The 14,929-nt window shown below is 67.3% G+C and carries 14 protein-coding genes and 1 riboswitch; of the genes, 9 read left to right on the top strand and 5 right to left on the bottom strand.

Annotated elements, in window-relative coordinates; translation table 11 throughout:
- Positions 1–40 precede the first annotated feature (40 nt).
- The 3 genes from lnt (at position 41) to CG50_RS09155 (ending at position 3,632) form a co-directional block, all read left to right on the top strand.
- Complete coding sequence (gene lnt, locus CG50_RS09165) at positions 41–1,579, top strand: apolipoprotein N-acyltransferase (protein WP_051909793.1); 1,539 nt, start codon at positions 41–43, stop codon at positions 1,577–1,579.
- A 9-nt stretch (positions 1,580–1,588) separates the two neighbouring features.
- Positions 1,589–1,638, top strand: a riboswitch (SAM-SAH riboswitch).
- Between the two features lie 8 nt (positions 1,639–1,646).
- Complete coding sequence (gene metK, locus CG50_RS09160) at positions 1,647–2,813, top strand: methionine adenosyltransferase (RefSeq protein ID WP_036637359.1); 1,167 nt, start codon at positions 1,647–1,649, stop codon at positions 2,811–2,813.
- 186 nt (positions 2,814–2,999) lie between these two features.
- Entirely contained in the window at positions 3,000–3,632 is a 633-nt protein-coding gene (locus tag CG50_RS09155) for a lytic transglycosylase domain-containing protein (protein WP_152559477.1), read from the top strand.
- A 136-nt stretch (positions 3,633–3,768) separates the two neighbouring features.
- Here the strand turns inward: CG50_RS09155 and CG50_RS09150 are convergent, their stop codons facing one another.
- Both CG50_RS09150 and hemB read right to left on the bottom strand, forming a co-directional pair.
- Positions 3,769–4,326 (bottom strand): lipid-binding SYLF domain-containing protein, encoded by a 558-nt coding sequence (locus CG50_RS09150; RefSeq protein WP_036637357.1) that lies wholly within the window; start codon positions 4,324–4,326, stop codon positions 3,769–3,771.
- Between the two features lie 169 nt (positions 4,327–4,495).
- Positions 4,496–5,500: a porphobilinogen synthase gene (gene hemB / locus CG50_RS09145; RefSeq protein ID WP_036637355.1), complete on the bottom strand. Its 1,005-nt coding sequence runs from the start codon at positions 5,498–5,500 to the stop codon at positions 4,496–4,498.
- Between the two features lie 237 nt (positions 5,501–5,737).
- On the opposite strand from hemB, the gene CG50_RS09140 reads away from it, so the two are divergent.
- Positions 5,738–6,250: a hypothetical protein gene (locus CG50_RS09140; RefSeq protein WP_036637353.1), complete on the top strand. Its 513-nt coding sequence runs from the start codon at positions 5,738–5,740 to the stop codon at positions 6,248–6,250.
- A 17-nt stretch (positions 6,251–6,267) separates the two neighbouring features.
- Here CG50_RS09140 and CG50_RS09135 read toward each other — a convergent pair whose 3' ends face one another.
- The 3 genes from CG50_RS09135 to puuE all read right to left on the bottom strand — a co-directional run bounded on the left by CG50_RS09135 (position 6,268) and on the right by puuE (position 9,182).
- Entirely contained in the window at positions 6,268–6,756 is a 489-nt protein-coding gene (locus CG50_RS09135) for an ureidoglycolate lyase (protein WP_036637351.1), read from the bottom strand.
- 180 nt (positions 6,757–6,936) lie between these two features.
- A complete protein-coding gene (locus tag CG50_RS09130; protein ID WP_036637350.1) occupies positions 6,937–7,770 on the bottom strand; it encodes a bifunctional allantoicase/(S)-ureidoglycine aminohydrolase in 834 nt (277 codons plus the stop codon).
- Complete coding sequence (gene puuE, locus CG50_RS09125) at positions 7,767–9,182, bottom strand: allantoinase PuuE (protein ID WP_036637348.1); 1,416 nt, start codon at positions 9,180–9,182, stop codon at positions 7,767–7,769. The genes CG50_RS09130 and puuE overlap by 4 nt, the downstream gene beginning before the upstream one ends.
- A 130-nt stretch (positions 9,183–9,312) precedes the next feature.
- Here puuE and uraH point away from each other — a divergent pair, with 130 nt between their 5' ends.
- The 5 genes from uraH (at position 9,313) to CG50_RS09100 (ending at position 14,844) form a co-directional block, all read left to right on the top strand.
- Entirely contained in the window at positions 9,313–9,669 is a 357-nt protein-coding gene (uraH, locus tag CG50_RS09120) for a hydroxyisourate hydrolase (protein WP_036637346.1), read from the top strand.
- Positions 9,670–9,770: 101 nt separating this feature from the next.
- On the top strand, positions 9,771–10,400 hold the full coding sequence (gene clpP / locus CG50_RS09115) for an ATP-dependent Clp endopeptidase proteolytic subunit ClpP (protein WP_036637344.1): 630 nt from the start codon (positions 9,771–9,773) through the stop codon (positions 10,398–10,400).
- Positions 10,401–10,544: 144 nt separating this feature from the next.
- Positions 10,545–11,810: an ATP-dependent Clp protease ATP-binding subunit ClpX gene (clpX, locus tag CG50_RS09110; protein WP_036637342.1), complete on the top strand. Its 1,266-nt coding sequence runs from the start codon at positions 10,545–10,547 to the stop codon at positions 11,808–11,810.
- A gap of 956 nt (positions 11,811–12,766) precedes the next feature.
- Positions 12,767–13,324 (top strand): NAD(P)H-dependent oxidoreductase, encoded by a 558-nt coding sequence (locus CG50_RS09105; protein WP_036637340.1) that lies wholly within the window; start codon positions 12,767–12,769, stop codon positions 13,322–13,324.
- 14 nt (positions 13,325–13,338) lie between these two features.
- A complete protein-coding gene (locus CG50_RS09100; protein WP_051909791.1) occupies positions 13,339–14,844 on the top strand; it encodes an LLM class flavin-dependent oxidoreductase in 1,506 nt (501 codons plus the stop codon).
- Positions 14,845–14,929: the final 85 nt, after the last annotated feature.

The raw sequence follows: 14,929 nt of genomic DNA, 5'->3' as shown, positions 1-14,929 counted from the left end.
CGCCGCGCGGGCGCCCGCGACGATGAAGGACCGGCTGCGAATGCCTTTGCCTGCTTTCCTGCGCCCGCCGGCGCGGCCCCGTTGGGGGCGACTCGCGGTTGCGGCAGGGCTGGGCGCGGGGGTGGCGCTCGGTCAGGTGCCGTTCAGCCTCTGGCCGGTGGCGATGGTCGCGCTGAGCGTGCTGTTGCGGATGCTGGCGACGGGCTGGGCCGGCTGGACCGCCTTCGCGGCGGGCATCGGCTATGTCGCGGCCGGCATGTTCTGGATCACCGAACCCTTCATGGTCGAGGCAAAGGTCTACGGCTGGATGGCGCCTTTCGCGCTGATCCTGATGGGTGCGGGGATGGGGGCGTTCTGGGCGCTCGGTGCCGGGCTCGGCGCGAAGCTCGGGCACACGACGGGGCGGCGCGCGCTTGGCGCGGCGGTCGGGCTCGCGGCGTCCGATGCGCTGCGCAGCTATATTTTCACCGGGTTTCCGTGGATTCTGTTCGGGCATATCTGGATCGGCACGCCGGTCGCGCAGGGCGCGGCCTGGATCGGGGCGATCGGGCTGAGCCTGTGCACGCTGCTGGTCGCGGCGCTGCCCTGGCTGCGGCCGGGACGGGCGGTGCAGGGTGTGGCCGTCGGTGCCGTTGCCATCGGACTGGCGTGGTGGGGCGGCTCGCTGCGCCTCGATGCGAAAGTGCCGCCGCGCGATCCCGCGATCAACCTGCGTCTGGTGCAGCCCAACGCCACCCAGGCGCTGAAATGGGATCCGCGTTACGCGCTGCCGTTCTTCTACCGCCATCTCGATCTGACTGCCGAGCCGCCGGCCGCGGGCAAGCCGCGTCCCGATCTGGTGATCTGGCCGGAAACCGCGGTGCCGTTCCTGCTCGACAATCCGGGCGACGGGCTGAACATGATCGCCGAGGCAGCGGGCGGCGTTCCGGTCGCGCTCGGCATCCAGCGTTCGGAGGGCGAGCGCTATTACAACAGCCTCGTCGTGCTCGGCCCCGATGCCCGGGTCGAGGATCTTTATGACAAGTCACACCTCGTGCCGTTCGGCGAATATATCCCCTGGGGGGATGAGCTGTCGCGCTTCGGCATCTCGGCCTTCGCGGCGCGCACCGGCAACGGCTACACCCCGGGCGCCGGCGAGACGATTCTCGACCTCGGCCGCCTCGGCAAGGTCGAGCCGCTGATCTGCTACGAGGCGGTGTTCCCGCAAGATATCCGCCGCGTGCCCGAGCGCCCCGACTGGATCATGCAGGCGACGAACGACGCCTGGTTCGGCAATCTCTCGGGGCCGTGGCAGCACATGGCGCTGAGCCGGCTGCGCGCCATCGAATTCGGTCTGCCGGTCGCGCGCGCCGCCAACACCGGCGTCAGCGTGATGATCGACGCGCGCGGCGAGGTGACGGCGGAACTCGGGATGAACCAGCAGGGCGTGATCGACGCGGCCCTGCCGCCCGCGCTGCCCGAGACCTTCTATGCCCGCTGGGGCGATCTTCCGCCCATCGCGGCGATTGTCGTTCTGGCGTTCATAATTCTTTCATGGCCTCGCCACTATGGCGTTGACCGGTCTTTCCGTCAGGTCTAGCACTGGCCGGAACCGTCCCAACGGCTTCCTGGCGGGACGGGGGTAGAACGAATGGAGCATATCCCCGATGTCCAGACAGAATTACGTCTTCACCTCTGAATCCGTTTCGGAGGGGCACCCCGACAAGGTCTGTGACCGCATTTCGGATGCCATCCTTGACGCCTTCATCTCGCAGGAGCCGAACGCGCGCGTCGCGTGCGAGACCTTCGCCACCACCAACAAGGTCGTGGTCGGCGGCGAAGTCGGGCTGAGCGACCGTGCCGTGCTCGACGATTTCCTGCACAAGGCCGAGACCATCGCGCGCGACTGCGTGCGCGATATCGGCTACGAGCAGGAACACTTCCACTGGAAGACCTTCGATTTCGAGAATTACCTGCACCCGCAGTCGGCCCATATCAGTCAGGGCGTCGACAAGGACGGGGCGGGCGATCAGGGCATCATGTTCGGCTATGCGACCGACGAGACGCCCGAGCTGATGCCGGCGCCGATCCTTTACGCTCATGCCGTGCTGCGCCGCCTTGCCGAGGTGCGCAAATCGGGCGAGCAGCCGACGCTCGGCCCGGATGCGAAATCGCAGCTTTCGGTGCGCTACGAGAACGGCCGCCCGGTCGGCGTGACTTCGATCGTGCTCTCGACGCAGCATGTCCATGAAAGCCAGACCTCGGACGACATCCGCGCCATCGTCGAGCCCTATATCCGCGAGACCCTGCCCGAGGGCTGGATCACCGACAAGACCGAATGGTGGGTCAACCCGACCGGCACTTTCGTGATCGGCGGGCCGGATGGCGACGCGGGGCTGACCGGGCGCAAGATCATCGTCGACACCTATGGCGGGGCCGCGCCGCATGGAGGCGGTGCGTTCTCCGGCAAGGATCCGACCAAGGTCGACCGCTCGGCCGCCTATGCGGCGCGCTATCTGGCGAAGAACGTGGTCGCGGCGGGGCTGGCGAAGCGCTGCCTGATCCAGGTCTCTTATGCCATCGGCGTGGCGCGCCCGCTGTCGATCTATGTCGACACCTACGGCACCGGCGAGGTGCCGGACGAGCAGATCGAGGCCGCGGTCGCCAGGAGCATGGATCTGACGCCGCGCGGTATCCGCACGACGCTGGATCTGAACCGGCCGATCTATGCGCGGACCTCGGCCTATGGCCATTTCGGCCGCGCGCCCGAGGCCGACGGCGGTTTCTCCTGGGAGAAGACCGACCTCGCCGATGTGCTGAAAAAGGCGCTGTGACGCGCCGCCCTGCCGGTCCGGCATCTCCCTCATCGGGGCCGGATCGGCAAGGCTTTGCCCATCGCGGCCGCCGGTGCGTGGCCGGGGCTTTGCCGGGTCATGCGTCCGGGCTATAGTTCGCCGCGATCGGGACCGGGATAACCGGGATCGGGGCCGCAACCGCGGCCAAGGGTGGGGACAGATCGAATGCGCATGATTTCCGGGGCTGCGGCCCTGAGCCTTGCGGTTGTGATGACCGCTCATGCCCCGGGGGCCGCCCGGGCCGAGGGGCTGGTGCTGTCATCGAAACCGCAGACCTCCGTGCGTTCCCGTGAGAGCCTGTTCCGCAGTCAGACCGCGCTGATGGACAGCCGCCTGTCGGCGCAATACGCCCCGGCACCCGGTGGGCGGGTCGAGGCGGGCGATGCCGCGGGGCTTGGTCTCGCGGGGGTGACGCCGCGCTACAGCGGCAATTACAGGGGCCAGTATCTGCGCAGTGCCAAGGCAGCCGCCGCGCGCCATAACGTTCCCGAAGATCTGTTCCTGCGTCTGGTTCAGGCGGAAAGCGGCTGGAACCCGGTCGCGATCTCGCCCAAGGGGGCGCGGGGGCTGGCGCAGCTGATGCCGGAAACCGCGGCGCTTCTGGGCGTCAATCCGATGGATCCGGAGGAAAACCTCGAAGGCGGGGCGCGTTATCTGCGGATGATGTATGACCGGTTCGGCAACTGGCGGCTGGCGCTTGCGGCCTATAACGCGGGGCCGGGCGCCGTCGATCAGCATGGCGATATCCCGCCCTTCGCCGAAACCCGAAATTACGTTCAGGCGGTGTTCGGCGGCTGAGCGGGCGGATCCGGACGGAACAATGCGAAAGGCGCGAGGGGGCTGTCCTCCTCGCGCCTCTTTTCTATCCGGGTCTTCTCGGGGCCACACGCCACGCCGTGTCGGTGCGGGGTGTCCCCGGGATCGTGGCCCGGGATCAGGGAATAATTCGGGTGTATTTCGTTCCGGCGAGCGAGGCCCCGGCGATCAGCCCGGACTGGCCGAACACCAGCGCGATCACCGGCGAGAGCGAGGTCGTGGTGTCCGTCCCGAGCGAGCCGCCCCGGTCGGGCAGCGCATAGCGCGCATCGGCCCGCATCGCCCAGCCCGAAGCCGAACGGAAATCGGCCAGCGCATCCTGTGTCATGAAGAACAGGGCATGGGCATATTGCTGCGCGCCGATCTGGAACCCGAGCGAGGCGGAGGCCGCCGAGTAGTAATCGACCGTCGCGTTGTGGATGCGCAGCGCGCCGCGTCCGTAAGAGCCGCCTACGCCAAAGCTCGCCTCGGTCATCAGCGGCATGTAGAGAACGCCGGCGGCCTTGCTCTCGAGGTCTTTCGTGCTCGGATAGGTCGACATCAGGTAGTCGCGGGTCGAATCGACGCGGGCGTCGATCTCGGCCGCACCGTTCGAACCGATGCCGTTGCTGCAGGCCGCGAGACCGATCCCGGCGCCGCCAAGCACAAGAAGGTTCCGTCTGGTGAACTGTGTCATCTGCTCGCTCCGATCCTCTGGGGCTGTCGTTGTGGCTGGGCCTTGTTCCGGCCCTGTTGCCCGAGACTATAGGATACGGCCCGTGCCCTGTCACTTGCCGGACGCGTGATCGCCCGCGCGTCCCGGCAGAAAACCGCGCGGGCAGGGCAACTGCCCGCGCAGACGTCGCTCATGCGCCGGCGTGAATCAGCCGCGCGGCCTCGGGGGCGAAATAGGTCAGCACGCCGTCGCAGCCGGCCCGGCGGAAACACAGCAGACTTTCGAGGATGGTTTCCTCGCGCTTGATCCAGCCGTTGTTCATCGCGCCCGCGAGCATCGCGTATTCGCCCGACACCTGATAGGCATAGGTCGGCACGCCGAAGGTGTCCTTCACCTGCCGGCAGACGTCGAGGTACAGCATCCCCGGCTTCACCATCACCATGTCGGCGCCCTCGCTGAGGTCGCGCGCGACCAGACGCAGCGCCTCGTCGGCATTGGCCGGGTCCATCTGATAGGTCTTCTTGTCGCCCACCAGCTTGCCCGAGGCGCCCACCGCATCGCGGAACGGTCCATAGAGCGTCGAGGCATATTTGGCCGAGTAGCTCATGATGGTGACGTTCTTGTGGCCGTTCGTCTCCAGCACGTCGCGCAGTGCCGCGATGCGCCCGTCCATCATGTCGGAGGGGCCCAGAATGTCGGCCCCGGCCTCGGCCTGGGCGAGGCCCATGCGGACGAGACATTCGACGGTTTCGTCATTGACGATCTCGCCGTTCACCACCAGCCCGTCATGACCGTTGGCATTGTAGGGGTCGAGCGCGATATCGGTCATCACCGCGATCTCGGGGACGGCGGCCTTGATCGCGCGGATCGCGCGGTTGGCGATGTTGTCCGGGCTCCAGGCCTCGGCGCAATCCTCGGTCCGGCCTGCGGGGTCGGTGTAAGGGAAGAGGCATACGGCCGGAATGCCGAGGCCCGCGGCCATCTCGGCGGCGCGCACGGCGCCTTCGACGGTGTAGCGCGTGACGCCGGGCATCGAGGCAACCTCGACATCGGCGCCGGGAACGTCGGTCACGAAGATCGGCCAGATCAGATCCTTCACCGACAGGTGATTTTCCTGCACCAGAGCGCGCAGGGCAGGCGTCGCGCGCGTCCGGCGCAGGCGGGCGACGGGGAAGGGCGGAATGATGGGTTGCATGGCTGCTACCTCCTGATGAGGGCATCGGTGCCACGGATCGCGGCCGGGCTCAACCCCGCAGTGACGCAGCGGCGGAAACGGTTGCGCGATCCGGCGCGATTCGCGTTGCGGTTGCATGGGCGACGACATGGGCGGTCGCCGGCTGCCGGCGGCGGAGTGTGTCGCGCGATGCGGGGTTGGCCTTGCCCCCGGCGGGCGAAACGCTAGGGTCCGGAGCGGGACTCAGGGGATGCGCCGATGGACGAGGTCTTGCGGTTTATGGACATGCGCTCGTTTGCGAGCCTGTGGTACTGGATGTTTCTTGCGGTGATGTGGTCGATGGTTTCGCACCGGCCGCTCGGGGTGCCGTTCGATCTGATCGGCCGGGCGCGACGCGACGCGGCGGCGCGGGCCGATGTGATCACGCTGGTCGGCATCGGGGTGCGGCGGGTGCAGGGCTTTGCCTCGGACGGGGCGGGGTTCGTCGCGGCGGCCTTCGGGATGTTCGGCTGCATCGCGGTGCTCGGCTTCGGGTATGGCTATGAATTCTGTCAGGCGCTGGCGCTGATCCTGGGGCCGATGCTGGGGGTGGCGATGTTGTCGCTGCGCACCGTTCACCGGCTGGCACCGATGCTTCCGGGGCAGGCCGATCCGGCCGGGGTGATCCGCGTTTTGCTGCGCCACCGGCGGGGGGTGCAGATCCTCGGGATGGTGTCGATCACGCTCAGCGCGTTCTGGGGCGGCGCGCATACCGTGACCTTCGTCAACTGATCCGGCGCACGCCGGACCTACTGCCCCGCGATCACCGTCACCGGTGGATCGAGGGTGACCTCCTCGAGGTTCGCCGTGGTGCCGATGCGGTCCACGACAGCGAACAGACCGGGTTCGGCAAGCGGTGTCAGCACCCCGTGCCAGGTGCCGCGGTGGAAGTTGATCGCCTGCGCCCCGTCGGTGAGGAAGGCGCGCGGCTGACCGGGTTTGCCGCCCGCATCCGGGGCGACGATCACCAGAAACGGATCCGCCGTCATCGGCACGAAACACTGGCTGCCCTCGGGGTGGCGTTCGAGCAGATCGAAGACATAGGGCAGCGCGCGTGGGATCGCCTTGAAGATCGACACGCCCGCCCGGCCTTCGGGGCCGAAGTCGAGGCGCGCGCGGTCATGGAAGCGGCCGCACATTCCGGCGTTGATGATCCGGTCAGGCGCGCCCGTGGCGGCGAGCACGTCGCCGAACGGGGCGAAGGCCTCGGGTGTCAGGGGTTCGGTCGAGATCTGCATCTTCGGTCTCCGGCCCGGCGGGGTCAGGGGGCTCTGCCCCCGTCTCCTTGCAGGAGACTCCCCCGGGATATTTGTGGAAAAACGAATGGGAAAGCGGGGGTTCGGTCCCGGGCCGGGCGGGGGGGCCGGACGCGGATTTCGCACCCCGGGCAGGGTGCGAAATCGTCGTTTCCGGATGGTTCAGCGGCCGAGCATCCCGCGCAGCGGCACGTGACGGTTCATGTCCTTGTAGAGCAGGTAGCGAAACCGCGTCGGTCCGCCGGCGTAGCAGGCCTGCGGGCAGAAGGCGCGCAGCCACATGAAATCGCCCGGGCCGACCTCGACCCAGTCGCGGTTGAGCTTGTAGACGCCCTTGCCTTCGAGCACGTAAAGGCCGTGCTCCATCACATGGGTTTCCTCGAACGGGATCACCGCGCCGGGTTCGAGGGTGACGATGTTCACCTGCATATCGTGGCGCATGTCGTCCGAGCTGACGAAACGGGTCGTGGCCCAACGCCCGTCGGTGCCGGGCATCGGGGCGGGGGCGTGGTCCTGTTCGTTGGTCACGAAGGCTTCGGCCGGAATGATTCCGGGGACGCGCTGATAGAGCTTGCGCACCCAGATCAGCCGCGCGGGCGCGCTGCCCGTCGCACGCAGGCTCCAGGCGCAGCCGGGCGGCAGATAGGCATAACCGCCCTCGGACATGTCATGAACCGAGCCGTCGGGCAGCGTCAGGCTGAGCGTGCCGCGGGTGACGAAGAGCACGCCCTCGGCCTCCGCCTCGGGTTCGGGGCTGTCCGAGCCGCCGCCCGGCGCGATCTCCATCACGTATTCGGCGAAGGTCTCGGCGAAGCCCGAGAGCGGACGGGCGATCACCCAGACGCGGGTCTTGTCCCAGCCGGGAAGCGAGCTGGTCACGATGTCGGTCATCACCGCCGCCGGGATCACCGCATAGGATTCGGTGAAGACCGCGCGGCCGGTGTGATATTCGCTCTGGTCGGGCAGCCCGTCGCGGGGGCCGGCGTAGGAGGTCATGCGAACAGGTCCTTGAGACGGAGATAGGCGATGCGTTCGACCTGGCGGGCGGCCTCGGCGCGCTCGGTGTCGGGATCGTTGGCGAGGCGACGATAGAAGGCTTCGAGGATCGAGCCCTTCGCATGGTCGCGCACCGCGATGATGAAGGGGAAGCCGAACTTGCGGGTGTAATCGGCGTTCAGCGCCTCGAAGGTGGCGCGTTCCTCGGCGGTGAGGGCATCGAGCCCGGCCGAGGCCTGCTCGGCGCTGCTGTCGGCGCTCAGAAGGCGCGCCTGCGCGATCTTGCCGGCAAGATCGGGATGCGCCTTGAGCACCGCGAGACGCTCGTCGGCCGAGGCCGAGCGGAACATCCGCGCGAGCACCGAGGCCACGCCTTCGAGGCAATCGTGCGCCGGGCCGAGTTCCAGCTCCCACGCGCGTTCCGCGATCCAGGGGCTGTGCTCGTAGATCGCGCCATAGGCCTCGACGAAGCGTTCCTTCGACATCTGCGAGGGGCGTTCGGTCCGGGTGTGGGGGTGATGCGTGCGCCAGTGCGCCGCGATCTCGCCGCGGGTGGCGAACCACACGCCGCCCTTCGCCCGGGCGTAATCGAGGAAGCGCCTGAGCCCCGCCACCTTGCCCGGCCGGCCGATCAGCCGGTTGTGCAGCCCGATGGTGAACATCTTCGCCTCGCCCTCGACGCCCTCGCGATAGAGCGTGTCGAAGCTGTCCTTGAGGTATTGGAAGAACATCTCGCCCTCGATGTAGCCGGGCGAGGTGGCGAAACGCATGTCATTCGCTTCGAGCGTATAGGGAATCACCAGCTGATCGCGCTCGCCCACTTCGAGCCAGTAGGGCAGATCGTCGTCATAGGTGTCGGCGATCCAGTCGAACTGGCCGGTCTCGGCGGTCAGGCGCACGGTATTGGCCGAGCAGCGCCCGGTATACCAGCCCTTCGGCGCCTCGCCCACGACCTCGGTATGCAGCGCGATGGCCTTGCGGATCATCTCGCGTTCCTCGGCCTCGGGCATGTCCTTGTGCTCGACCCATTTGTAGCCGTGCGAGGCGATCTCCCAGCCGGCGGCCTGCATCGCGGCAAGCTGCTCGGGCGCGCGGGCCAGCGCGGTCGCGACGCCATAGACGGTGATCGGGATCGCCATATCGGTGAACAGCCGATGCAGCCGCCAGAACCCGGCGCGGGCGCCGTATTCATAGATCGATTCCATGTTCCAGTGACGCTGGCCGGGCCACATCGAGGCGCCGTTGACGTCGCTGAGGAAGGCTTCGGACGCGGCATCGCCGTGCAGGATGCAGTTCTCGCCGCCTTCTTCGAAGTTGATGACCAGCGAAACGGCCAGCTTCGCGCCGCCCGGCCAGGCCGCATCGGGTTTGTTCTGGCCATAGCCGCGCAGGTCGCGGGGATAACGGATCATGACAATGCCTTCCGAGGAACCATCTGTGGGGTTGGCGCGATCAAAGGACGAAAGAGCGCCGAGTTCAAGACGGGTTGCGCTTGTGGGCGGACGGGGGGCGGGCCATAGTCGGGCCGAAAGCGGAGGGGTCATGAGCGGATTTCTTACCACACATGTGCTCGATACGGCGCGGGGACAGCCCGCCGAGGGTGTGCAGATCGCGCTGTTCCGGCTGGGCGAAACCGGTGCCGAGCGGATTGCCCGGGCGGTGACCAATGCCGACGGCCGGACCGATACGCCGATTCTGCCTGCGGCCGGATTCGCGCCGGGACGGTATGAGCTGGTGTTCTCGGTCGGTGCCTATTTTCGCGCCACCGGGCAGGCGGGGGCGGAGCCCATGTTCCTCGACGAGGTGCCGGTGCGTTTCGGCATCTCGGACGCCTCTTCGCATTACCATGTGCCGCTGCTCATCTCGCCTTACGGCTACTCGACCTATCGCGGCAGCTGAGACCTTTCGTCCGCCCGCCCTTGCAGGGGGCGGGGCGCGCAACTAAGACTCCGATAACGATCAGCGTTTAACGCTTACAGACAGTTCTGGGAAAGGCGACCATGAAAGACCCGATCGAAACCTTCACCAACACGCTCGTGCCGATGGTCGTCGAGCAGACCTCGCGCGGCGAGCGCGCCTATGACATCTACTCGCGCCTGCTCAAGGAGCGGATCATCTTCCTCGCGGGTCCCGTCGAGGACAACATGGCGACGCTGATCTGCGCGCAGCTGCTGTTTCTCGAGGCGGAGAACCCGTCGAAGGAAATCAGCATGTACATCAACTCGCCGGGCGGCGTGGTGACGGCTGGCCTGTCGATCTACGACACGATGCAGTATATCCGGCCGAAGGTCTCGACGCTGGTGATCGGGCAGGCGGCCTCGATGGGTTCGCTTCTGCTGACGGCGGGTGCGGCGGGGCAGCGTTTCTCGCTGCCGAACTCGCGCATCATGGTTCACCAGCCCTCGGGCGGGTTCCAGGGGCAGGCCACCGACATCCTGATCCACGCCCGCGAGACCGAGCGCCTGAAGCAGCGCCTGAACGAGATCTACGTGCGCCACACCGGCAACGATTACGAAACCGTGGTCGGCGCGCTTGAACGCGACAACTTCATGTCGGCCGAGGAAGCCAAGTCCTGGGGCCTGATCGACCAGATCCTCGAAAGCCGGAGTGCGCCCGAGGAAGCGAAGTAAGCCGCTTTTCCCGCGCGGCGGCCCTTCCGGGGGCCGCCTTTAAGGGTGGGGGAAATTTGGCGTTGTGGTGACACTGGCGCTGTCCTAGAGTTTCCGGGACAGCCCGACCAAGGACCCGGTCCCGGGCCAATGCAGAGGAAGACGATGGCGAACAACTCCGGCTCGGACAGCAAGAACACGCTGTATTGCTCGTTCTGCGGCAAGAGCCAGCACGAAGTGCGCAAGCTGATCGCGGGTCCCACCGTGTTCATCTGCGACGAATGTGTCGAACTGTGCATGGACATCATCCGCGAGGAAACCAAGTCCAGCGGGCTGAAGACCACCGACGGCGTGCCCACCCCGCGCGAGATCGCGAAGGTGCTGGACGACTACGTGATCGGCCAGCAGAAGGCGAAGCGCGTCCTCGCCGTCGCGGTGCACAACCATTACAAGCGGCTCAACAACAGCTCGAAGACCGATGTCGAGCTGGCGAAGTCGAACATCCTGCTGATCGGGCCCACGGGCACCGGCAAGACGCTGCTGGCGCAGACGCTGGCGCGCATTCTGGATGTGCCCTTCACCATGGCCGACGCCACCACGCTGACCGAAGCGGGCTATGTCGGCGAGGATGTCGAGAACATCATCCTGAAGCTGCTGCAGGCCAGCGAATACAACGTCGAGCGGGCGCAGCGCGGCATCGTCTACATCGACGAGGTCGACAAGATCACCCGCAAGTCGGACAACCCCTCGATCACCCGCGACGTCTCGGGCGAGGGGGTGCAGCAGGCTTTGCTGAAGATCATGGAGGGCACCGTCGCCTCCGTGCCGCCGCAGGGCGGGCGCAAGCATCCGCAGCAGGAATTCCTGCAGGTCGACACGACGAACATCCTGTTCATCTGCGGCGGCGCCTTCGCCGGTCTCGACCGGATCATCGCGCAGCGCGGCAAGGGCACCTCGATCGGCTTCGGTGCCGATGTGAAAGACCCGGAATCGCGCAGCGCCGGCGAGCTGTTCCAGGAGCTGGAGCCCGAGGATCTGCTGAAATTCGGCCTGATCCCGGAATTCGTCGGCCGTCTGCCGGTGATCGCGACGCTTGAGGATCTCGACGAGGCCGCGCTGGTCTCGATCCTGACGGAGCCGAAGAACGCTCTGGTCAAGCAGTATCAACGCCTGTTCGACATTGAGAGCGTGAAGCTGAGCTTCACCCCCGATGCGCTGATCGCCATCGCCAAGCGCGCGATCAAGCGCAAGACCGGCGCACGCGGGCTGCGGTCGATCATGGAAGACATCCTGCTCGACACCATGTTCGAACTGCCGGGCATGGAAGGCGTGCAGGAGGTCATGGTGAACGAGGATGCGGTCGACGCCGGTGCGAAGCCGCTGCTGATCTATTCGGAAAGCGCCAAGAAGGAACCGAAGAGCGCCAGCTGATCCGGATCCCGGGTCCTCGCGCGCGAAGGAAAAAAAACTGGCCCGGACGGGTATCGGGGAGGGGCTTTGCCCCTCCTTTTTCATGCCGGCCTTTTCATTTCTGCGGTCTTCCGTGCGGTCGGTCAGTCAGGTCCGGACGCTTTCGGCCGGTTCTCGCGTCGGGCCGGGTCGTTTGTCGCGGTGTGTCTCGCGATGCGAAAACCGCCTGACGGTCCGGGGCGCGTCCGGCGCGCGGATATCGGGCGCCGACCCGGAGGCGGTGCGGGCGCGCGTGTTTCGCTCGGATATCTGGAATGACCGCCCGGTTCGCCAGCCCGGGATCGTCGCGCAGGGCGTGCACTTTGGCCGTCATGGCGGCTTTCGCACTCGCCGTGAGGCCACCTGTCGGCGTGTCGGGCAGGAGCAGTTTCGGCGCCGGAGCCAGTGCACGCGCCGGATCGAGTTGCCTTTGCCGCCCGCAAGGCAGCGTCAACGCCGAACGACCGACAAGCGGGCCCTGCCCGAGGCCGACCGCCACCTCTGGCAGCCATGCCGCGCATCCCGGGTTGCCCCGGCAGCCGCGCCCGAGCCCGGAGCGGGACCGCCCGTCCCGAGGCCAGGTTCCGCAGCCCATCGCATCCGGACGGGGCGGGCGGCGGCCCGGTCAGTGGCGCGGAAAGACCGGCCTGCGGTCATGAATGGTCACGTCTGCCCGCCGTGCCGGTCTGCGCGCCGCAGACGGTCGGACCAGTGGGAGAACCGCCCGCAATCGCTTGCCGGTTCGTGTCTTTCCCCGCTGTCCGGTTTTCCGGCCCCTGGTTTTCCGGCCCCTGGTTTTCCGGCGCACGAAACCCCGTTCTCTGCTGTCCCGGCCGGACGATGGTTTTCACCTCTCGCACCGTCCGAGTTTGGAATGGCCGCGAAGGCGTCTCGATCCTATCAAATATCCATGGATTGAATCGTCTTTTGGAGTGCCCATGTCCGGTCCCCGTTTCGTTGCCTTCGCCGGTTCCTGGAGCCGGCCGTCCCGCACCCGCCGGCTGGTCGAGACCGCAGCTTCACGTGCCACGGCCCGCTTTGGTGGCAGTGCCCATGTGTTCGACATCGCCGATCTCGGTCCGGGGTTCGGGGCGGCGCGTCAGGACGGCGAGGCCGCGTTCGAGCGTCACCGCAACGCCTTCCTCGCCGCCGATGCGCTGATCGTCGCGACCCCGGTGTTCAAGGGCGGATATACCGGGCTTTTCAAGCATTTCCTCGACCTGATCGAGCCAGAGGCGCTGGCCGGAAAGCCGGTCCTGCTGGCAGCCTGCGGCGGCGGCGAGCGTCATGCGCTGGTGATCGAGCATCAGCTGCGGCCGCTGTTCGGCTTCTTCGAATCTGTCACCCTGCCGACGGGGGTCTATGCCTCGGCGGCCGATTTCGCCGAAGGGGTGCCGGCGGCCGCGCCGCTGCTCGACCGGCTCGACCGCGCGGTCGGCCAGTTCGTCGCCCATCTTCCCCGAACCGTCGCCGTGCCGCTGCGCGCGGCCGTCTGAGACCGGAGCCCGTCATGACCACGTCCGATACTTCCGCCGTCGCCACCGCCCCCTCTGCCGCACCGGCGAAGAAACGCATCATTCTCAACGCTTTCGACATGACCTGCGTCGGCCATCAGGCGGCGGGCACCTGGCGCCACCCGTCCAGTCAGGCGGCGCGCTACAACGATCTCGACTACTGGACCAATCTGGCGATCGAGCTGGAACGCGGCGCCTTCGACAGCCTGTTCATCGCCGATGTGGTGGGGGTCTATGACGTCTATCGCGGCTCGGCCGAGGCGGCGCTGCATGACGCGGCGCAGGTGCCGGTGAACGATCCGTTCGGCGCGATCTCGGCGATGGCGGCGGTGACGCGCGATCTGGGCTTCGGCATCACCGCCGCGGTGACGTTCGAGCATCCCTATCTTCTGGCGCGCCGGCTTTCGACGCTCGATCATCTGACGAAGGGGCGTGTCGCGTGGAACGTGGTGTCGTCCTATCTCGACAGCGCGGCGCGCAACATCGGCCTCGACCGGCAGATTGGCCACGATGCGCGCTACGACCTCGCCGAGGAATACATGGAAGTCGTCTACAAGCTGTGGGAAGGCAGCTGGGAACAGGGCGCGGTGCTGCGCGACAAGGAGAAGGGCATCTTCACCGATGCCGCGAAGGTGCATCCGATCCGCCACGAGGGCACCTATTTCAAGGTGCCGGGCTTTCATCTGTGCGAGCCCTCGCCGCAACGCACCCCGGTGATCTTCCAGGCCGGGGCGAGCGCGCGCGGTCGCCAGTTCGCCGCCCGCCACGCCGAGGCGATGTTCGTTCTCGCCACCAGCCCCGAGACCGCGAAGAAGCTGACTGACGCGATCCGCGCCGAGGTCGCCGCGGCCGGGCGTGAAGCCGACAGCCTGAAGATCTTCGCGCTGCTCACCGTCATCACCGGCCCGACCGACGAAGCCGCGCAGCGCAAGTATGAGGAATACCTCGATTATGCCAGCGCCGAGGGCGCGCTCGCGCTTTACGGCGGCTGGACCGGGCTCGATTTCTCGACGCTCGATCCCGATCAGCCGCTGACCGCGGTCGAGAACGACAGCCTGCGCACCACGCTCGAATCCCTCGCTGCCGATGGCGAGGCCTGGACGGTGCGCGACGTGATCCGCAAGCGGTCTATCGGCGGTCTCGGGCCGGTGCTGGTGGGCGGACCGCAGACGGTGGCCGATGCGCTGGAACGCTGGGTCGACGAGGGCGGCATCGACGGGTTCAACCTCGCCTATGCGATCACCCCGGCTTCGACCACCGATTTCATCGACTTCGTGGTGCCGGAACTGCGCCGGCGCGGCCGGGCGCAAGGCGGTTACGCGCCGGGCACGCTGCGCGAGAAGCTGCTCGGCGATGCCGGCGGTCTGGTGCGCGACAGCCATCCCGCGGCGGAATGGCGGTGCCATTACATCGGCCGCGAAAGCATCGCCGACGCCTCGCGCCCCTCGGTTTTCGAGGGCATCGGCCGGGTCAGCGATGCGGCCGGAAAGGCCGCCGAATGACCGCCGGTCACAGGTCCGGTCATTGGGCCGGACACCTTGCGGCACGCGGGCCGCGCAAGACCACCTCCCCGCGACAGAAGGAAGA

The organism is Paenirhodobacter enshiensis, from assembly GCF_000740785.1.
GTDB lineage: Bacteria > Pseudomonadota > Alphaproteobacteria > Rhodobacterales > Rhodobacteraceae > Rhodobacter > Rhodobacter enshiensis.
Note: the sequence above shows the minus strand (reverse complement) of the source record. Positions and strands in the feature narration are given on the sequence as shown.

Coding starts and splice junctions, on each gene's coding strand:
- clpP (WP_036637344.1), top strand. CDS start 9,771: ATGAAAGACCCGATCGAAACCTTCACCAACACGCTCGTGCCGATGGTC.
- CG50_RS09130 (WP_036637350.1), bottom strand. CDS start 7,770: ATGACCTCCTACGCCGGCCCCCGCGACGGGCTGCCCGACCAGAGCGAA.
- CG50_RS09100 (WP_051909791.1), top strand. CDS start 13,339: ATGACCACGTCCGATACTTCCGCCGTCGCCACCGCCCCCTCTGCCGCA.
- CG50_RS09135 (WP_036637351.1), bottom strand. CDS start 6,756: ATGCAGATCTCGACCGAACCCCTGACACCCGAGGCCTTCGCCCCGTTC.
- metK (WP_036637359.1), top strand. CDS start 1,647: ATGTCCAGACAGAATTACGTCTTCACCTCTGAATCCGTTTCGGAGGGG.
- puuE (WP_036637348.1), bottom strand. CDS start 9,182: ATGATCCGTTATCCCCGCGACCTGCGCGGCTATGGCCAGAACAAACCC.
- CG50_RS09105 (WP_036637340.1), top strand. CDS start 12,767: ATGTCCGGTCCCCGTTTCGTTGCCTTCGCCGGTTCCTGGAGCCGGCCG.
- uraH (WP_036637346.1), top strand. CDS start 9,313: ATGAGCGGATTTCTTACCACACATGTGCTCGATACGGCGCGGGGACAG.
- CG50_RS09140 (WP_036637353.1), top strand. CDS start 5,738: ATGGACGAGGTCTTGCGGTTTATGGACATGCGCTCGTTTGCGAGCCTG.
- clpX (WP_036637342.1), top strand. CDS start 10,545: ATGGCGAACAACTCCGGCTCGGACAGCAAGAACACGCTGTATTGCTCG.
- CG50_RS09150 (WP_036637357.1), bottom strand. CDS start 4,326: ATGACACAGTTCACCAGACGGAACCTTCTTGTGCTTGGCGGCGCCGGG.
- hemB (WP_036637355.1), bottom strand. CDS start 5,500: ATGCAACCCATCATTCCGCCCTTCCCCGTCGCCCGCCTGCGCCGGACG.
- CG50_RS09155 (WP_152559477.1), top strand. CDS start 3,000: ATGCGCATGATTTCCGGGGCTGCGGCCCTGAGCCTTGCGGTTGTGATG.
- lnt (WP_051909793.1), top strand. CDS start 41: ATGCCTTTGCCTGCTTTCCTGCGCCCGCCGGCGCGGCCCCGTTGGGGG.